Source organism: Winogradskyella sp. MIT101101 (genome assembly GCF_047126865.1).
Taxonomy (GTDB): Bacteria; Bacteroidota; Bacteroidia; order Flavobacteriales; family Flavobacteriaceae; genus Winogradskyella; species Winogradskyella ouciana.
Genome location: NZ_CP138982.1, coordinates 239,333 through 257,850, shown reverse-complemented (window position 1 = coordinate 257,850; position 18,518 = coordinate 239,333). Strand labels below are relative to the sequence as shown.

17 protein-coding genes and 1 pseudogene are annotated in these 18,518 nt (G+C 36.6%); 6 read left to right on the top strand and 12 right to left on the bottom strand.

The window, feature by feature from the left end; genetic code table 11:
* The first annotated feature begins 63 nt into the window (after positions 1-63).
* The 6 genes from SIB89_RS01185 to SIB89_RS01160 all read left to right on the top strand — a co-directional run bounded on the left by SIB89_RS01185 (position 64) and on the right by SIB89_RS01160 (position 5,742).
* Positions 64-2,706, top strand: coding sequence for a carboxypeptidase-like regulatory domain-containing protein (locus SIB89_RS01185; RefSeq protein ID WP_412560820.1), 2,643 nt, complete (start codon positions 64-66; stop codon positions 2,704-2,706).
* Between the two features lie 192 nt (positions 2,707-2,898).
* Positions 2,899-3,150: a type II toxin-antitoxin system ParD family antitoxin gene (locus tag SIB89_RS01180; protein WP_273291683.1), complete on the top strand. Its 252-nt coding sequence runs from the start codon at positions 2,899-2,901 to the stop codon at positions 3,148-3,150.
* The gene (locus SIB89_RS01175; RefSeq protein WP_412560819.1) at positions 3,143-3,442 is read left to right on the top strand and encodes a type II toxin-antitoxin system RelE/ParE family toxin; all 300 of its coding nucleotides are present in this window, start codon (positions 3,143-3,145) and stop codon (positions 3,440-3,442) included. The genes SIB89_RS01180 and SIB89_RS01175 overlap by 8 nt, the downstream gene beginning before the upstream one ends.
* A 139-nt stretch (positions 3,443-3,581) precedes the next feature.
* Positions 3,582-4,319: a DUF6090 family protein gene (locus tag SIB89_RS01170; RefSeq protein WP_412560818.1), complete on the top strand. Its 738-nt coding sequence runs from the start codon at positions 3,582-3,584 to the stop codon at positions 4,317-4,319.
* Positions 4,320-4,610: 291 nt separating this feature from the next.
* Positions 4,611-5,390 carry an alpha/beta hydrolase gene (locus tag SIB89_RS01165; protein WP_412560817.1) on the top strand — a complete coding sequence of 260 codons (780 nt, stop codon included), beginning with the start codon at positions 4,611-4,613 and terminating at the stop codon, positions 5,388-5,390.
* A 1-nt stretch (position 5,391) separates the two neighbouring features.
* Positions 5,392-5,742 (top strand): ribose-5-phosphate isomerase, encoded by a 351-nt coding sequence (locus SIB89_RS01160; protein ID WP_412560816.1) that lies wholly within the window; start codon positions 5,392-5,394, stop codon positions 5,740-5,742.
* Here the strand turns inward: SIB89_RS01160 and bshA are convergent.
* The 12 genes and pseudogenes from bshA to SIB89_RS01100 all read right to left on the bottom strand — a co-directional run bounded on the left by bshA (position 5,735) and on the right by SIB89_RS01100 (position 18,415).
* Positions 5,735-6,874 (bottom strand): N-acetyl-alpha-D-glucosaminyl L-malate synthase BshA, encoded by a 1,140-nt coding sequence (gene bshA, locus SIB89_RS01155; protein WP_155087590.1) that lies wholly within the window; start codon positions 6,872-6,874, stop codon positions 5,735-5,737. The two genes, SIB89_RS01160 and bshA, sit on opposite strands and share 8 nt — an antisense overlap.
* A 183-nt stretch (positions 6,875-7,057) precedes the next feature.
* Positions 7,058-10,016 (bottom strand): annotated as a pseudogene (locus SIB89_RS01150) (glycoside hydrolase family 3 N-terminal domain-containing protein).
* A gap of 117 nt (positions 10,017-10,133) precedes the next feature.
* Positions 10,134-11,360 carry a phosphoserine phosphatase SerB gene (serB, locus tag SIB89_RS01145; RefSeq protein WP_273291697.1) on the bottom strand — a complete coding sequence of 409 codons (1,227 nt, stop codon included), beginning with the start codon at positions 11,358-11,360 and terminating at the stop codon, positions 10,134-10,136.
* A gap of 124 nt (positions 11,361-11,484) precedes the next feature.
* Complete coding sequence (locus SIB89_RS01140; RefSeq protein ID WP_412560815.1) at positions 11,485-11,970, bottom strand: ABC transporter ATPase; 486 nt, start codon at positions 11,968-11,970, stop codon at positions 11,485-11,487.
* Between the two features lie 35 nt (positions 11,971-12,005).
* A complete protein-coding gene (locus SIB89_RS01135; RefSeq protein WP_412561867.1) occupies positions 12,006-12,119 on the bottom strand; it encodes a hypothetical protein in 114 nt (37 codons plus the stop codon).
* Positions 12,070-13,506: a PH domain-containing protein gene (locus tag SIB89_RS01130; protein WP_412560814.1), complete on the bottom strand. Its 1,437-nt coding sequence runs from the start codon at positions 13,504-13,506 to the stop codon at positions 12,070-12,072. Before SIB89_RS01130 ends, SIB89_RS01135 begins: the two co-directional genes overlap by 50 nt.
* Entirely contained in the window at positions 13,499-14,011 is a 513-nt protein-coding gene (locus SIB89_RS01125; RefSeq protein ID WP_412560813.1) for a PH domain-containing protein, read from the bottom strand. The genes SIB89_RS01130 and SIB89_RS01125 overlap by 8 nt, the downstream gene beginning before the upstream one ends.
* An 8-nt stretch (positions 14,012-14,019) precedes the next feature.
* Positions 14,020-14,802 carry a (Fe-S)-binding protein gene (locus tag SIB89_RS01120; RefSeq protein WP_412560812.1) on the bottom strand — a complete coding sequence of 261 codons (783 nt, stop codon included), beginning with the start codon at positions 14,800-14,802 and terminating at the stop codon, positions 14,020-14,022.
* A 5-nt stretch (positions 14,803-14,807) separates the two neighbouring features.
* Positions 14,808-14,978 carry a hypothetical protein gene (locus tag SIB89_RS01115; protein ID WP_412560811.1) on the bottom strand — a complete coding sequence of 57 codons (171 nt, stop codon included), beginning with the start codon at positions 14,976-14,978 and terminating at the stop codon, positions 14,808-14,810.
* Positions 14,971-16,284, bottom strand: a complete 1,314-nt coding sequence (locus tag SIB89_RS01110) for a 4Fe-4S dicluster domain-containing protein (protein WP_412560810.1) — start codon at positions 16,282-16,284, stop codon at positions 14,971-14,973. The genes SIB89_RS01115 and SIB89_RS01110 overlap by 8 nt, the downstream gene beginning before the upstream one ends.
* A gap of 13 nt (positions 16,285-16,297) precedes the next feature.
* Positions 16,298-17,245, bottom strand: coding sequence for an MlaD family protein (locus tag SIB89_RS01105; RefSeq protein ID WP_412560809.1), 948 nt, complete (start codon positions 17,243-17,245; stop codon positions 16,298-16,300).
* Positions 17,246-17,299: 54 nt separating this feature from the next.
* Entirely contained in the window at positions 17,300-18,415 is a 1,116-nt protein-coding gene (locus tag SIB89_RS01100; protein ID WP_412560808.1) for an N-acetylmuramoyl-L-alanine amidase family protein, read from the bottom strand.
* Positions 18,416-18,518 lie beyond the last annotated feature (103 nt).

The window sequence follows — 18,518 nt, the reverse complement described above, 5'->3', positions numbered from 1 at the left end:
GCTGATTTTCCGCAACGAAGCCATACACAAAACCGTTGGCAGCAATCAGAGAAAAAGCAAAAAATGAATAAAAAAGTAACAATCATCCTTATCAGTTTATTGACAATGAGTCAATTGGCTTTTTCTCAAAAAAACATAACAGGAAAAGTCATTGACCAAACCGACCAACAGCCTTTGATAGGAGCATTGGTTCAGCTTCTATCAAGCGGAAACGGAACGGTTACGGATGAACAAGGGAATTTTGAATTAAAAAATGTAACCGATAATGACAAAATCATCATTAAATATTTAGGTTATGACGATAGCATTATTAAAGTTAATGCACAAACAAATGACTTGGGAATAATTGCATTGCCACGTGCCAGTACCACGCTTGATGAGGTCATTGTAAGTGCATCACCTAATAATTACAAAGGTGACTTTAAAGGAAGTAATTTCCGTATCAATCCCATTGCATTAAAAAACATCAATCCGTTGAGTACAGAAGAAGTCCTGCGTACAGTACCAGGAGTGAACATTGTTGGAGATATGGGACTTTCCAACCGCCCAAATATCAGCATCAGAGGTTCTTGGGGCAGGCGTTCTAAAAAGGTACTGTTAATGGAAGATGGAACACCTTCTGCACCCGCTCCCTACATTGCACCGGGTGCCTATTACAATCCAGTCAGCGACCGTTTAACCGCTATAGAAGTGTACAAAGGGGCGGATATGCTACGCTTTGGACCGAATAATATGTATGGTGCAATCAATTATATCACGGCAATGCCTCCTCAAAAACCTGAATTGAGGGTTAAACTCGTTGGCGGTCAGCGAAATTATCAAACGGGCTTACTTTCTTATGGTGGCACTTGGAACAACCTCGGGGCATTGGTAGAAGGTGTTTACAAAAAGTTTGATGGCTTTACAGATAATTCTTCGGTAGAAGTACTGAATTTGAATGCCAAAATATTTGCAAAACTTTCTAAAAATCAGTCCTTATATTTTAAAGTAAGCGGTCAGTTTGAAGACAATCAGGCTTCTTTAAGCTCGCAAACCCCATTTACCTTTGATACCGACCCGACCCAAAACCCCTTGGATGCCGACCAATTTACAATGAGGCGTTATGGAGTGGATATTATCCACAAATGGTTGCCAAATAGTAAGCTGAGTTTCACTTCAAAAATTTATGCGACCGATTTTGAACGGGATTGGTGGAGACAGATCACGGCAAAGGTCAAAGCATCTGAGGTAAAAAATTACGTTGGAGATGTGATTTTCAACGACCGTTACAGCTATTTGAATGGAAAAACTTTTGAAGAAGAGGATTACGTCATTGTGGGCAGGGTGCTAAACGGTCGGGAAAGCACCACAGATAGTCGTTGGACGTACACTGTTTCGGGATTCAAAGAAACTATGGATTATGATTGGCAAGCCTTCGGTGAAAAACAGCATTTAGAAGCTACTATAAATCTGCACCGAGAAACTTTTAAAGACCGCTTTTTGGTTGCTGACAGCAGTCGGTGGGCAAGAAATGGAACTACTACTAAAGACCTATGGTATCGCCTTTGGTCTGTCAATGGTTTTATCCGAAATGAATTTAACATCGGCAAATGGGGAATTACCCCTATCCTTCGATTGGAACACGTAGATATGTATCGACAAGATTTATTAGCCCTTGCCCAAAACCCGAATATAAACAGTACAGAAGAAGGAAGAGAGCCGAATGTTTACACGCAATTTTTACCGGGCATTACGGTGGATTATCGCATCCGAAATGGCGAATTTTATGGAAGCATTTATCAGGGAATGATTGCACCGTCAAAAGTATTCGGTTTTTTGGTGGAGCAAGACGGTATTGTTACCAATCCACTTGCAGGGCAAAGCATCAACATTGAGCCTGAATTGGCGTGGAACAGGGAAATAGGTTGGCGAGGAAATTTGTGGAATAATCGAATTGACGGGCAGTTGACCTACTTCAACAATACCAGTCGAAATTTTTATGCAGGCGGACGAAACGAAGTGTTTGAAGAATTAGGGAAAATCAATGTTCAGGGATTGGAAGTTGCTATTGGTGCCGAACTTTTCGATATAAACCACCATCAATTAAGTCTTTTTGGAAACGTAAACATAATGCAATCCAAAGTATTGGAAGGTAGATTGGTAGATAGAGACCTTTTCTCACAGGTCATCCACAGTACCGCTACTCAAAACGAGTACATTAATAAAGTAAACACCAACCGAAGTGCCTATGATGTATATATTTCAGATGGCTCGGGAGAAGAAGTATTGCTCACAGATGAAACCATTGACCAATCGGACTTCCAAAATATTACAAAAAGCGTAATCCGATTTGGTGGTGATGGCATTTCAGATGCAGAAGCACCTTATACACCAAGATGGAACGCAAGCATTGGTTTGAATTATGATTTTGACAAATTATCCCTTGGTGTGAGCGGACATTTTGTGAGTGAGCAGTTTACAGAGTTTCATAATTTCAATCAAGAGTCAGCCGATGGAGCAATCGGAAAACTGCCTGCCTATCATTCTATTGATGCCTTTGTGAATTATGATTTTGTTTTAGGCAAAAACCTAAATACGACCGTTTTCCTCAACGGTAAAAACATAACCAATGAGATTTACCGAGCTTCTCGTTTGAATCGTGCCACATCAGGAGTATTTGGGGGAGGATTTAGGCAAATCATCTTTGGAGTGAATATGAAAATATGAAGACTGCTGCCAACATTGGCTATACGTAATGCGGGCTAAAGTGCTAATATGAAAACAATTACACTAAGCAAACTTATCGGTAAACGGAAAGTTAAGTGCCTTGAAAACCCGCACTACGCATAGCCGAGACCGTAGGACAAGACATTTGGAAAACTTACCAATTTTTGGTACTTTTGAGTAAATATTTGAATTATGAGTAAGAACACATCAATATCACTTGGAAACTATTTTGACCAATTTGTGAGTAGCCAAGTTTCAGCTGGACGATATAAAAACGTAAGCGAAGTAATTAGAGCTGGACTTCGACTTCTGGAAAACGAAGAAAGTAAAGTTATTGCTTTGAGAAATGCAATTCAGGAAGGAATTGACAGCGGAATTGCACACGATTTTGACCCAGAAAAACATCTTCAGGAATTAAAAGCTAGACGTAAAAAGAATGGCTAAATATGAACTGACTAACAAAGCTGTTGAGGATTTGACTGGAATTTGGGAATACACGGTAGAAAAGTGGTCTGAACAACAAGCTGACAGGTATTATAATTTGCTATTAGATAGTTGCCAAGACATTGCAAATAATCCTGAATTAGGAAAAAATTACGACGGAATAACCAATGACTTATTTGGACTTAAAACAAGTCGACATATCATTTTTTACCGAAAACGAATTAACCAACCGATTGAAAGCACTAGAATTTTACACGGACAAATGGATTTAAAAAATAGAATAACCGAATAAAAAAAACTACACCCAACAATAACTAAGCTAAATTCCTGCGGAATTTCCAACTCGGTGTATACTTGCAAAGTTAAGTGCCAAACAACGCAACTACTCATAGCCGAGACCGTTGTGCTTCATTATCAGAAACCGCTAACCAATGATAAAATTCTTTAGAAAAATCAGATACGACCTAATGGAGAAAAACAAAACTGGAAAGTACTTTAAATATGCATTAGGAGAAATTATACTTGTGGTAATCGGAATTTTGATAGCACTACAAATAAATAATTGGAATGAAAATAGAAAATTGGATGAAAAAAGGCAAGATTATTACAATCAACTAATAGATGATTTAAAAAAGGATAAAGCCCTCTTAATTGATAATATTTCAAAAACAGATTCTATAAAGTCAAGTTATTCAGTATACCTTGAAACTTTTAATCAAAAAGGTTTAACAATAGATGAGATGATTAATAATTTATTTAAGTTAAAGCTCTCTGCTAGTCTAATAAACTTCAATTCAAGTACGTTTGAATCACTTGAAAAATCTGGTGAAATAAAGATTATTCCAAAAGAACTTCGGAATAAAATTCTTGATTTAAATCGAAAACAAAAGTTATTAGAAGAAAGGATAAAAGGAAATGCTGAAATTCAGGTAGATTTTCTCAAGGAGTATTTTGTTGCAATAGGGTCCAAAGATTTGACAAACAGATTAATTAAACATCCCGAAATTGAAGATTATTTTAAAAATGAAATCAATCGCCCAAAAGCTATATTGGCTTTAGAATCAAATATGAGTTGGAAAATTGCAACCGAAAAAAGTAAGGACTTTAAAGAAATTCTATTAGATATCGACAACACAATGGATTTGATTAGTATCGAATTAAATAAATAACGAAAGCACAACAAAGCACTGTGGCAAAAATCCTAGCTTCTTTTTCACGATTTTTTCTAGACTTCTAAATAACATAATTCTGCAAAATACAAGCCATCAAAAATTCTTATGATTTGCTTTTTACTAACTCAACAATTTCCCTGTAGTACATAAAATTGCGAATCAGTATAGCAAATTCTGGTTTTAACACAAAGTGTTAATTAAGTCAACTTTTATAAATAATTACTATAAATTAACTGTCGTTTAGGATTTTTACCTTCAAAATTATCACTGATTCTAACTTGTTATATTATGAAAAACTTATGCTCTATTGTTCTTCTGCTCTTAATCATAGTGTCTTGCAAAGAGAAAGAAACCGAAGTAAAAACCACGTCTGAACCCGAAGCCACCACCGAAATTCATTTTTTTGCCAGTGACAGTATAAAAGTCTATGGCGATCTCTACGAAAAAGATAAGTCCGCTCCTACCCTTATCATATTTCATCAAGGAGGTTCTAATACCAGAGCTGAATATAAGTCTATAATTCCTAAGCTTAGAAAAGAAGGATTTAATATTCTTACTATCGATCAGCGTGTTGGTGGACAATATTATTATGGTGGCTATAACAGGACCGTTGCCGAGATTCCCAAAAACGAATATGGCTATTGTGATGCCTATCCAGATATGGTCGCAGCATTAAACTATGTAAAAGATTCTGGTTTTACCGGAAATACAATCCTTTGGGGAAGCAGTTACAGTGCTACTTTAGCTTTAAAGCTTGCCGATAACAACCAAAGTGCCGTGGATGGTGTTTTGGCGTTTTCACCAGCATCTGGTAATCCTATGGAAGATTGTCAACCTAATGCACATATTGAAGCCATAAAAGTACCCTTATTGTTAATGAAACCAGCCTCAGAAATGGAAAGCGAGCGTTCGCAAACCCAAGTGAAGCTTGCCAAGGAAAATGGCCATAAAACTTATGTAGCCGAAAATGGTGTTCATGGTTCCTCAATGCTCGATGAAAGCCGAATTGAAGGCAGCGCTGCTGAAACCTGGAAAGTAGTTATGGACTTTTTATCTCAGTTTAAATAACATGCCCAAAACGCTTTACCGTATTTATGTTGTAGAATTATCTAAGCGTGTATATACTGAAAACGCTAAGTTTAGAGTGGCAAACCCACAATATAATGGTGTGCTTGAATGTCTCTATGTGGGCATGACCAGTAAAACTCCCAAAGAACGCTTTGAGCAACATAAATCAGGTTATAGAAATAAGAAAGGGTATAAAATTTCTTCGAATATTGTAGAGAAATACGGTCTGTATTTAAGACCAAGTCTGTACAATCATATTGATCCATTTTTAACTAGAGATGAAGCGCTTAAAGCGGAAAAGGAAATAACATTGGAATTACGTAGAGCACGCTATGCCGTATGGTCTAATTGATAACCGATAATTTTTCTAACGTTTCTTCATAAATACGCTCATACATAGGTACTACACTATGCAAATCAAATTTTTGGGACTGTGCCTTGGCATTTGCTTTAAACGTATTTAAAACCTCAGGATCCTTTAAAATATGAATGGCATTGGCAGACATTTCATTTACATCATTTACATCACTCAGATAACCTGAATACCCATCTTCATTAACTTCTGGCAATCCACCAGTATTTGAAGATATTACAGGCACACTACTTGCCATAGCCTCTAAAGCAGCTAAACCAAAACTCTCGGTTTGTGATGGTAATAAGAACAGATCACTGAAACATAAAATTCTATCAATCTCATGACTGTTTCCGAAGAAAACCACCTTATCCTTAATACCTAGCTCTTCCACCATGCGCTCTGCTCCTTCCTTTTCTGGGCCTTCACCCACCATCATAAGTTTGGCTGGTAATTCCTTCTGAATGTTATAAAAGATTTTAATCACATCCGGGATTTGCTTCACTTCTCGCATATTACTAATGTGAGTGACAATACGTTCTTCATCATCTGCCATCATTTCGCGCTGACAATCCGTAAAATTATGCAGGTGCTTTTCTAAATCTATAAAATTTGGCACCACATGAATGTCTTTTTTAATATCAAACAAACGCATGGTATCCTTTTTAAGACTCTCTGAAACTGAAGTTACGGCATCTGATTTATTAATGCTGAATGCTACTGCAGGTTTATAAAATGGATGACTTCCTACCAGTGTAATATCGGTTCCGTGCAATGTGGTTACAATGGGCACAATAATACCTTCATCATATAGCATTTGCTGAGCCATATAAGCCGCGTAGGCATGTGGAATGGCATAATGCACATGCAATAGTTGTAAGCCATGTAGCTTTACCATATCCACTAATTTACTGGAGAGCGCAAGCTCATAGGGTTGATAAAGAAACAAGGGATACTCTGGTACATGCACTTCGTGAAAATGAACATTGTTACTCAGTAATTCTAACCGTACAGGTTGACTGTAGGTTATAAAATGAATTTCATGACCACGCTTAGAAAGCTCTAATCCTAATTCTGTGGCTACTACTCCACTACCTCCAAAGGTTGGGTAACAAACAATTCCTATTTTCATCTGGACGTTTAAATTTATGTCACCTTGAGCGCCATCGAAAGGTCTATTTTATGTTTTGGTCAATTTAGGTTTCGACTGCGCTCAACCTGACAGTACTATTCAATATAAAGTCTAAAGTTATAAGTTTTAGAAATGTTATCCTCTACTTTAAGGACTTTTTAACTTATAACGGTTGCCTTTAAATCATTCAATTATCGCTTCGTATATCAAGCGCTGAATTTCGGTTCTAATGTTTTCTCTCAACAATAAGTTTTTACCGGCTTCAGGATAAGTTCTGTTGGCCAAAAATACATACACAAGCTCTTCATCAGGATCTGCCCAAGCGTAAGTCCCAGTGAACCCAGAATGTCCAAAACTTTTCATCGATAAACAGCCACAAGTTGGACCTTCATCTCCTAATTGTGGTTTATCAAAACCTATACCTCTTCTATTATCTCGTTCACAGTAATAGCAGGTATTGAATTTGTCAATGGTTTCGGCTTTTAGATAACGCTTTCCTCCGTAAAATCCCTTCTGTAAATACATTTGCATAATCTTAGCCACATCATTGGCATTGCTAAAAATACCAGCATGGCCTCCAATACCTCCTTGCATTGCCGCTCCCATATCATGCACGTAACCGTGTACTTTTTTGTAACGATAATAGTTGTCAACCTCGCTTGGTACAATGTCCTTTAAACTAAAAACTTCTCTTGGGTTGTAAGTGGTGTAATTCGCACCCAACGATTTGTAATAACGATCTTGGGTAATCTCGTGTAAGGATTTGTCATAAAAGCTTTCGAGATAATTTTTAAGAATGTAATACGGTAAGTCGCTATAGCGATAACGTAATCGTGAAAGCAAATCGCTTTCTTTAATAGTTTCCTGTATGGAATCTTTATAGTCGCTACGCAGAAAAAGTGAATTGGTGACTTCGATATTAAACTCCTTACTACGCTTACTTCGATAATATTTTGGATCTGGTTTTTTAGTCACAGAATCTAGTGTTGCGTAATAAAATGGAACCCAAGGTCGTAATTGTGCATAATGCGACAACATTTTCCTTAAGGTGATATTCTTTTTGTTGGAGTCCTTAAACTCGGGTAGCAAATCACCCAATTTAGCATCTAGTGAAACGGAACCTTGCCCTTCCAATTCCATTAATATAGGTAAGGTTGCCAATATTTTAGTGAGTGAAGCCACATCATAAACATCATCAAAATCTACCTTGTTCTTTTTAGAATACGTATGGTAACCAAAGTTTTTATTGTAAATCACCTTTCCTCTTCTGGCTACCAGCAGCTGAATACCTGGTGTCATTCGATTATTTACGGCATAATTGGCAATAGAGTCAATACGGCTTAATTTTTCAGAATCCATACCAACGCGTTCTGGTAAACCATAGCTTAAACTCATTAAAGCATTATAAGATTCGCCAGTACCGACCGGAAAAAATGCTCCTGTACTTACAGGCAGTTTCCCTTTGGCTCCAATAGCTCCAAATATTAGTTGCGCAGATTTCTCTTGCGCGATGCTGCTATTCTGATAACTCATTACAATAGCATTGATATTTTCTATGGATCGTATTTGATTCAAGGCATAAGGTCTTGCAAAAACATCTAATACAACGGTATTGGTTCTTGCTATTTCATATAACCAAGCTAATTCTTGTTGTGAGAATTTATAATCCTTCCAAGGATTGTCATTTGATTTATGAAAACCAATTACAACGGTATTATAATTCTGTAATTTTGAAATGACACCATCTAGCTTATCCGCCTTAACATGATGTACTTTAGTGTATTTTTTTAGCTCGTTAAAGAAGGTTGAACCACTGGCATCACCTAACTCCACGTAGGCTATCTTTTTGGTTTGCAAATCACGAAAACGGTAATAAGGCCTTTTCATTTTTAACTACCGTAATGGCATTTTCCATAAGGTTTTCGTAGAGCAAATCGTCCTTAATTCGGTTTAAATCAGAGCCAAGATTATACATACCGACTGGTGAATAATCATTCAATCCGACCTTATACTTAGCCATTAATATTTTCTTTACCGAATGTGATAAGCGCTCTTCTGTTATAATGCCTTCATTATAAGCTTCAACAAACTTAGCGATGCCTCGCTTTGGATCTTCAGACATCAACATTACATCATTCCCGGCTAAAAAAGCCATTAAATCAATCTCTCCGCCTTTTGACAGTGTTTTTGTAGTCAATCCATCAACACCCTTTTCTACATAATCTGCTGCGCCTTTCATGGTAAGGGCATCCGTAAATATCAATCCATTAAAACCTAGCTCCTCTTTGAGAATATCGGTAACAATATGCTTAGATAATGACGACGGAAAGCCTCTACGAGATTCTAAACTCGGAATATTAAGATGGGCCACCATAACGCTAGACAAACCTTGTTTTATAAGTTGCCTATAAGGATATAATTCTATTGAATCTATACGTTTTTCGCTAAATGATACAGTCGGTAACGTTTTATGCGAATCGTCTTCTGTATCTCCATGACCTGGAAAATGCTTTGCATTGGCCAAAACACCTGCACTTTGCATACCTTTCATAAATGCTAATCCTTTGTCAGTGACGTTATCCCTATCTTCTCCAAAAGAGCGATTGCCTATAATTGGGTTTTTAGGATTGGTATTGATATCCACTACTGGTGCAAAATTAAAATGCACACCCAAACGTTTACAATGTTCACCGATTTGTCGTCCTGTTTGTTCTACCAATTCATTATCAGAAATGGCACCAAGGGTCATATTCCAAGGAAAGGCATACGTTGAATCCAGACGCATACTCAATCCCCATTCTGCATCCATACCAACTAACAGCGGTATTTTAGAAACAGCTTGTAACTTATTATTTAACTGTGCTTGTCTGTAAGGCCCACCATTGGAATAGATCACTCCACCAATATGTTCGTCTTTTATTAAATCAATGACAGCATTATTGACTTGGTCGCTGTTTTTAGACATCACTTGCACCATATAGAGCTGGCCAATACGCTCCTTTATGGACATGGAATTGTAAACACTATCCACCCACTTTTGTTGTTGTATGGGATCTTCTGAAAGTAATGGATTATTGGTGAGCTCTTGCGCGAAAGTAATTTGAGCACAAAGAAACAAAAGGATAAGGGACAAATGGCGCATAAAAATTCTTTTATCGTTTTTAGGTTAATTAACGAATACTATGCCAAAATAGCATAATTAACAAGAAGTAAAAAAGACTTTAGGATAGTTTTATAAACCGTGTAATTAACAGTTTGGTTAACTATCCATTAAATCAATATGCCTATCATGGTAACCCAATAGATACAGCACACCATCCAGACCAATACTCGATATGGAATTTTGCGCATTGTCCTTAACTTTGGGTTTGGCATGAAATGCAATCCCAAGTCCTGCCAAATTGAGCATTTCTAAATCATTGGCACCATCACCTACAGCAATGGTTTGCCCGATATCTATACCCATATTATCGGCAAGTTTTTGAAGATATTCCGCTTTTTTAGTACCATTGACAATATCTCCGAGATAGTGTCCTGTGAGTTTGCCATCTTTAATTTCGAGTTGATTGGCATATACAAAATCAATGTCTAATTTTTCTTGAAGATAATGCCCAAAATAGGTGAAACCACCAGATAAGATAGCCGTTTTATAACCGTAATTATGAAGTGTATCTACCAGGCGTTTAGCACCTTTTGTTATCGGAAGGTTTTCGGCAACCTCTTTTAATACATCTTCGCTTAAGCCCTTTAAAAGCTTCATACGTTTTTCAAAACTCTCGTTGAAGTCAATTTCGCCTTGCATCGCTGATTCCGTAATAGCACGCACCTCTTCTCCCACTCCTGCACGTTCGGCAAGTTCATCTATAACCTCTGTTTGGATTAAGGTAGAATCCATATCAAAGCAAACCAAACGTCGGTTACGCCTAAACATAGTATCTTCCTGAAAGGCAATATCCACATCGAGCTCTTTTGAAATTTCCATAAACCTAGACGTGAATTCAGACTTATCCTTCAACTGTCCTCTAATGGACAATTGTATGGATGCCCTAGGATATTCCTCTTCTTTCACCAAGGATGTTCTACCTGTAAGGCGCTTAATGGAATCGATATTGAGATTTTTCTCTGAAATGATCTTCGTGACCTCAGAGATTTGCTCTGCCTTTAACTTTTCACCAAGAATGGTAACGATGTAGCGATCTTTGCCTTGCATGCTCACCCAATGCTCGTAGTTTTCAAGAGATATTGGTGTAAACTTTGCGGTTATACCCAATTCGTAGGCCTTAAACAACAGGTCTTTTAGTACGGCTGCAGATTTTTTCCCTGATTTAATTTCAAACATCATCCCAAGTGACAGGGTATCATGGATATTAGCCTGACCTATATCTAAAATTTTAGCATCGTATTCTGCTAAAACACTGGTTAAACCAGAAGTTAACCCTGGTTTATCCTGTCCTGAAATGTTTAAAAGAAAAATATCTGTTGCCAAAGTATGGTGTTTGTGATTTATCGGTAGTAAAAATGGCTATTCTAACTGAAAAATAAAAATATTTCGAAATGCGAAAAGCATAATAATTGTCTTCGTTTGCTGAGAATTTGTCAACATCGGCCAATTACTTAATGAATCTACTATGCCAACTTTCGCTAGCAGGTACTTCCCAATTGTCTTTAAATTCTGCAATATTGGTCACCAGATTATTAAAAACTATGGTGTTTTTAGAAACTGAACGGTTCTTTGCCATGGTTTTAAAGTCAACCAGAGGTTTATAAGCTACAAACTCTCCTTGCTTAAAGGACACGTTCATTTTATCCATTAAATCTACGTTGTACTCCTTTTCCAATTGCTGAATAAAGTGCACGGAAGCATCAATAGAACAGCCTGTGGCATTATTCAAGTTTTGATTTAATGCAATAACTATAAAACGCTTATATACAATTTTATAACCAGCTTGTAAATATTTACCGTGAGCTGTCCATGCAGTAATAAAAGTTTCGATTTTAGATTCTAGTTCTGCAATCTCTTCTTCAGTAAATGAGCGGTTGGCTTGGTATATCCAAACACGGGATTCCTCTGGTAATGTATCAAAATCAACTAACATAATCGATGTCTTTTTCTAATGACAAAAGTACAATTTTACATCCAATCCTTGGCTTGGGATTCTACTCTAAAAAGTAGATAATCGTATATGTATTTTGCCTCAGATTCGTTGACGTAAGGAATCGTCACGGATTTTGACGCTGTAGAGATGATTACAGAAGCAATTTTCCGACGTTTTTTGAAAAATGGATTGTCTTAATTTAACAGCTTGTACCTTATGGATTTCAAGAATATTGGTAACAGTATCCACAAAACCACTACCTAGCGTTACAAAATCCTCAGAAATGATATAATATGCTTTCTTATAGGATATATAGACAAAAAGTGTCGCGATTGGGATAACAATACAATTAGCCCATAGGGCTTCATACCCAAAAAACAGAGTTGCCAATAGATTTATGGCACTTGTAAAAATTAACATTCGCAATGCCAATATTCTCATATAATACGGTCTTGGTTTGTAACGTTCACCGTTAAAACTATAGTTATCAATAAGCTTTTCTATCAAGTAATCCACCTGCGGTCGCTCTAAAGCGATAATATTGAAATTCTTTTGTTGTTTTTGGTTTACCATAGTTTGCTTAACATACAACGTATGCAAACCAAAATAGCGTTTTACACGATTGGTCTTTATGATTAAATTTTGAATGCGACTTGGTGTTAAAATTAAGGACACTTTATTAAAAAGCCCTTTGTTTATTTCTACGGTTTTTTGGTGCTCAATGACCTGAAGGTTAAAATTGACAATAATGAGTTTTACTATTGAAAACAATACGGAAATGAGCAATACAAAAAATAGAATGATAAGGTTTGTTAGCAACAAATTAGCAATCATAGCTTCATCAAGCGTGATGAAGTCCTCTACTTGATCGCTTAAATTTAAATTTTCTATAAAGTCCCGAAATTGGTAGTAAAGACCAATGACAAATGCCGCTATGATACCAAAACTCCTCAGATGATTCTGCGATAAACCTGCCAGCAACAAGCGTTTCATGGATATCTTAAAGTACACTTGTGATGGTTGGATGGGCTGTTCATCAACTTGTTGAAGATTGATGCTGTCTTTATTAAATAATTTGTCTTTGAGCAGAAGAGCCGTCGGCCTATCCAATGCGCTAATTTCAATTTCAGATTTCTTGTCTCCCGCAGTTTCAATATTTACCGATACCACGTTGATGATCTGTTGTAAGAAATTCTGCTTTATATAAACATTCTGGATTTTAGACTTAGGGATAATGGTATTATCCTTGTTGATTATGCCTCTAGATAAATGAAAATCATTCTTGGTCAGATGGAATTTAAAATTGAGATACTTTAATATTGCCACTACCAAAATGATGATAAGCAACCCAACAAAGAAAAGTGAAATTGTGGTGGTTGTAACTCCCATGAGTGATTTCTTGCGCATAAGCGAGAAACCTATGGCTAATAAAGCCACAAAGAATTTTTTAAAAAACTGAAAGAGATTAAAACCAAATATAACAAGAATCCCTTTTGAGGATTGTCGCATAGGCTGTGAAAAATCAACGTTATCCATTAATCTTTGCACTAATAAAATCGTTGATTTGTTCGGCTTCACTAACAGAAAGACCACTGATTTTCATGTCACTTCCCGACTCACCAGCTGAATAGATTTTTAAGCTTGCAAGAGCAAGGCGCCTCTCTAACCAGCTTCGGCTGACTTCTACATGTTGAATTCTTATAATCGGTACTGTTGTAAGGTAGTTAATGATTAGGCCTTTAGCATAAACGACATCGTGTTCTCTAATTGCATATTTTCGTTTTTTAAATGCCAATAAAGACACTATCAAATTCAATATGCAAAATCCTATGGCGAATAGTATGACATACTGAAAGTTATCCTGAAAGCCATCTTCTTCAATTAATTGTTTTAAAGCAAATAAGGCGCTAAAGAGGATACCGAATAAAATCAGCTTGTTAAACGCAATGATTTTTAAATACTGTTTGGAGATGGGTTTTAAATCTACAGTATCGATTTTTGGCAAATCGTCAGTAAATATTTGGGAATTAGAAAATTGCATAATTAAAACTATGAGTTTGCAATCAATTCGGCTATATCTAGTACAGTAACTTCATTTTCCTTTTCTTTGGCTTTTACACCATCGGTCATCATGGTATTACAATAAGGGCAGCCTGTAGCTATAATATCAGGTTTTGTTTCTAAGGCTTGTTCTGTTCTCAAGACATTTACATCCATGTCTCCTTTTTCAGGTTCTTTAAACATCTGTGCTCCACCAGCACCACAGCACATTCCTGTACGTTTATGACGTTTCATTTCCAAAATATTGCCATTGGTATGTTTTAGAACATCCCTTGGAGCTTCATATTCACCATTACCCCTTCCCAAATAACAAGGATCGTGAAACGTAATGCGCTTGCCTTTATAGCTATTGCCTTCTATGGTCAATTTTCCTTCACTGATCAGTTGCTTAATGAATTGCGTATGATGAACAACATCATAATGCCCACCTAAACCAGGATACTCATTTTTTAGGCAATTAAAAGAATGCGGATCGCAAGTCACAATACGCTTAACTTCGTAAGCATTGAGCACTTCAATATTCATCATGGCCTGCATCTGGAACAAAAACTCATTTCCTGCACGCTTGGCAACATCACCAGTATTACTTTCTTCCGCACCTAAAACAGCAAAATCTACATTGGCTTTGTTTAATATTTTCACGAAAGCTCTTGTAATCTTTTTGGCTCTGTCATCATAACTACCAGCAGAACCCACCCAAAATAAAATCTCAGGTTGTTTGCCTTCTGCCATATACTCTGCCATGGTTGGCACTTTTAGTTCTTCGCTCATGATATTTATTTTTTTCCTTTTGTAGAATACAAAGCTGGTATTAAACCGAAACCTCCACCTATTAATCCTCCTCCAATTAAATAATTGTATGCGTTATCTTTCAATGCTATCATTAATACTGTTCCTGAAATTATCAATGCTATGGCGACAAGCATAATTATTTGTCTTTTATTCATCTTTCCAGTTTAAACGGTCTTGTTGGTTATAAGGCCAAGGCGCTCCGTTGTTTTCTATATTGGTCATCATAGTATTCAGCTCCATTGGCGCGGCACTCTGCTCCATAACCAAATAACGACGCATGTCCATGATAATGGATAATGGATCTATACTTACTGGACAAGCCTCAACACAGGCATTACAAGTAGTACATGCCCAAAGTTCTTCTGCTGTAATATAATCACCCAACAGCTGTTTGCCATCATCTTTAAACTCACCGTTATTGGCATCAATATTTTTCCCTATATCTTCTAGACGGTCACGTGTGTCCATCATAATCTTACGAGGAGATAATTTTTTACCTGTTAAATTTGCAGGACATTCCGCAGTACAGCGTCCACATTCAGTACAAGTGTAAGCATTGAGCAATTGAATTTGGTTTAAATCCGTGGCATCACTTGCTCCAAATTTCTCTGGCACTTCCTCTTCCACTCCTTCGGCTGGTGCCGCAAAAGGATCTGCATTAGGATCCATCATAAGCTTTACCTCGTTGGTAACGGCTTCAAGATTGTTAAACTGCCCTTTTGGTGTTACACGTCCGTAATAGGTGTTCGGGAAAGCTAAAAGAATATGTAAATGTTTGGAAAAATATAAATAATTCAAGAAAATCAGAATACCAACAATGTGCAACCACCAAGCTGTACGCTCTATAATATGAAGTGTTCCTTCAGACATGCCTTCAAACCATGGTGCAATAAATTGCGAAATGATGTTTCCCTGACCCATATTCTGAAAAGGTGTATCGGTAGCATTCATGATTAAGAACAGGCACATCAGCACCACTTCAAAATAAAGGATAATATCTGCATCACTTTTTGGCCAACCTTTAAGTTCGTTAGCCATGAATCTTCTAAGCTTTATAATGTTTCTACGAATCCAAAATGCAATCACCGAAACTAAAACAAGTACCGCAAGTATTTCAAAGGCACCAATTAAAAAACCGTAAACGGATTCTGGCAATACTTTTAAACCAATGCGATGTGTACCGAAAAGGCCGTCAATGATAATCTCAATCACTTCGATATTGATAATAATAAAACCGACGTAAACGATAATATGAAGAAAACCGGCTATTGGTCGTTTTACCATTTTACTTTGACCAAGGGCAATGCGCGCCATATTTTTCCAACGCTCCCCTTTGTTATCACTGGCATCAACTTCTCGACCTAATTTAATGTTACGAATAAGTTTCCTAATATTTCTAGTAAAATAGCCAATACCCAAAACCAGGATGGCGGCAAAAATAATGTTTGGTATATACTCCATACTTAAATTGAGTCTAATTGTTATTTAACTGCTCTTCTGTAGGTTCTTCGTAAGGGATTTCCCGTTTAGACAAAATACGTCTGTATCTGGCAGGATGTAGTTTTATATCTAATAGCAGCAATTGCATTTCTTTTGAAGCAGCTTCAAGGTTATTGTATAATCCATCATCGTTTAAAAGCTTACCTAGTGTGCCTTCGTTGTTGTCTATACTCGCCATTACACCTTGAATACCAGTTAAGGTCTTATTAAGGTTCTCAACAGTTTTAGTCAAATCAACTTCTTTTAACTCAGCTGACAATTCGCTTAAATCCTTACTTGTTTTTTCAAAATTTTCGAGTACCGAAGCAATCCTTTCGTCATTATCTTTTATAACTCCTTGTATGGAATAGGATAAATTTTTGAAAGACTTTAATGTAGAATTCAGTTCGGCAATGGTCTTCTTTAAGCCTTCTTCAGATTCATCAATCACCAAGGCATTAAGATTGGTCATTAGAGTATCAGCAGAACGGATAGTGCTATCTAGATCATTACTGACTTTAGAAAAATCCTTTTCCAAAGCAGAAACGATTCCTGGTTTAACCTCAGAAGCTATAAAATCTCCTGGCTTTGCCAATTCTCCATCATTAGCATCAATAATGGCTAGCGCATTGCCTCCCATCAATCCGGTTTGGTAAAGTCTGATTTTACTGTTCTTAGAAAACTTTAATTTAGGATTAACCGAAAAAGAAACGCGTGTTTTACCGGTTTCAAAATCATAAATGATATCTTCAATCTTACCTATTTTGTTACCTTTTATGGTAACTGGTGAGGCTGAACTCAGTGCGTTATATTCAAATTCGGTGTAGTAGGTCTTTGAGTTTTCGAATATATCTTCACCCATTAAGAATGAAAATAAATATATAAAAAGTGCGATACCAGATAATACGAGTATGGCTGTTTTAACTTCTCTTGAAATTTTCAATGGGCTAAGCTTTGATTCAAAACAAAATTAGGAATAAAAATATTAATAATGTTTCTAATTAGTGGCAGATTTTAAAGCTTCGGAAACATCTATTTGTTTGCCGTCTTTAAAGGCAACCACAAAGCTAGAGGAATAGCCTTTAGTCTTGGCTTCCTCCTGTAGTCTTTTGGCTTTGTTAAAATCTGAAGTACTGCCATAAAAATACTTGTAGAGTTTACCAACCTTTTCTTTGCTCAGGTCCGAAAGTCCTTTAAAATTGTATGATTTTGGTTCTAAATCCCTAGAGCTGGCTGCAATCTGTACCTTAAATGTTATGTCTTCATAAATTAAGGGAATGTCTTCCAAGGCTTCTACCGTTTCTTTGTCTATCCCAAGAATCTGAGTTCCCACATTTTGATCTATTTCCTTTTTATAGGATATAATGGCATCTTTTATAGCATTTGCCATTTTAGATTGTCCTGATTTTGTATTTAAATAAGCGCCCTCTTTATTATTGGTTAAAAAACCAACTTCAACCAAAACGCTAGGCATATAAGTATTTCTAATTACCAGTAAACTGGCTTGTTTTAAACCTCTACTCTTTCGTTTAGCTTTTCCTATGAAGTTATCTTCAATCTTTCGAGCCAATACAATACTTTGCTCTACATAGACTTCTTGCTCAATGGTCATGGCAATTCCTGATTCAGGCGAACTTGGGTCAAATCCTGCGTAATTTTCTTCATAGTTATCTTCAAGGAATATCACTTCGTTTTCACGCTTAATAAATTCAAAATTGCGTTCAGTGTTCTTCTCTCCTAACACAAAAGTTTCCGTTCCTGAAGCTTGTGAACCATGGGCATTACAATGAATGGAGACAAACAAATCTGCATCTGCCTTATTGGCGATGTTGGCACGTTCATGCAATTCTACAAAGACGTCCTTTTTTCTTGTGTAAATGACCTTAATATCTTTATTTTCCTCTAAAGCCTTACCGACCTGCAGTGTTATCTTTAATGCTATATCCTTTTCTTTATATCCATTTCCTCTATTACCAGAGTCATGACCACCATGGCCAGCATCTAAAACCACTACGAACTTATCCTCTTGTGCCTGTAAAGGAACAAAGCATGTTAAAGAAGTGATAAATGTGAGAACTAAGGATACTATTATATATTTTCGCTTCGTTTGCATATTTAATCTAACGGTTTATAAACTCTGATTATTACACACGCATTGTTGTGAAACAGTATTTTTAAACTTTATTATTTTAATAAATTAATCACAAAAAAATAAC

Excerpts from the sequence above, each read along its gene's own strand:
- SIB89_RS01185 (WP_412560820.1), top strand. The coding sequence starts at position 64 with ATGAATAAAAAAGTAACAATCATCCTTATCAGTTTATTGACAATGAGT.
- SIB89_RS01180 (WP_273291683.1), top strand. The coding sequence starts at position 2,899 with ATGAGTAAGAACACATCAATATCACTTGGAAACTATTTTGACCAATTT.
- SIB89_RS01175 (WP_412560819.1), top strand. The coding sequence starts at position 3,143 with ATGGCTAAATATGAACTGACTAACAAAGCTGTTGAGGATTTGACTGGA.
- SIB89_RS01170 (WP_412560818.1), top strand. The coding sequence starts at position 3,582 with ATGATAAAATTCTTTAGAAAAATCAGATACGACCTAATGGAGAAAAAC.
- SIB89_RS01165 (WP_412560817.1), top strand. The coding sequence starts at position 4,611 with ATGAAAAACTTATGCTCTATTGTTCTTCTGCTCTTAATCATAGTGTCT.
- SIB89_RS01160 (WP_412560816.1), top strand. The coding sequence starts at position 5,392 with ATGCCCAAAACGCTTTACCGTATTTATGTTGTAGAATTATCTAAGCGT.
- bshA (WP_155087590.1), bottom strand. The coding sequence starts at position 6,874 with ATGAAAATAGGAATTGTTTGTTACCCAACCTTTGGAGGTAGTGGAGTA.
- SIB89_RS01140 (WP_412560815.1), bottom strand. The coding sequence starts at position 11,970 with ATGTTAGTTGATTTTGATACATTACCAGAGGAATCCCGTGTTTGGATA.
- SIB89_RS01130 (WP_412560814.1), bottom strand. The coding sequence starts at position 13,506 with ATGGATAACGTTGATTTTTCACAGCCTATGCGACAATCCTCAAAAGGG.
- SIB89_RS01125 (WP_412560813.1), bottom strand. The coding sequence starts at position 14,011 with ATGCAATTTTCTAATTCCCAAATATTTACTGACGATTTGCCAAAAATC.
- SIB89_RS01120 (WP_412560812.1), bottom strand. The coding sequence starts at position 14,802 with ATGAGCGAAGAACTAAAAGTGCCAACCATGGCAGAGTATATGGCAGAA.
- SIB89_RS01115 (WP_412560811.1), bottom strand. The coding sequence starts at position 14,978 with ATGAATAAAAGACAAATAATTATGCTTGTCGCCATAGCATTGATAATT.
- SIB89_RS01110 (WP_412560810.1), bottom strand. The coding sequence starts at position 16,284 with ATGGAGTATATACCAAACATTATTTTTGCCGCCATCCTGGTTTTGGGT.
- SIB89_RS01100 (WP_412560808.1), bottom strand. The coding sequence starts at position 18,415 with ATGCAAACGAAGCGAAAATATATAATAGTATCCTTAGTTCTCACATTT.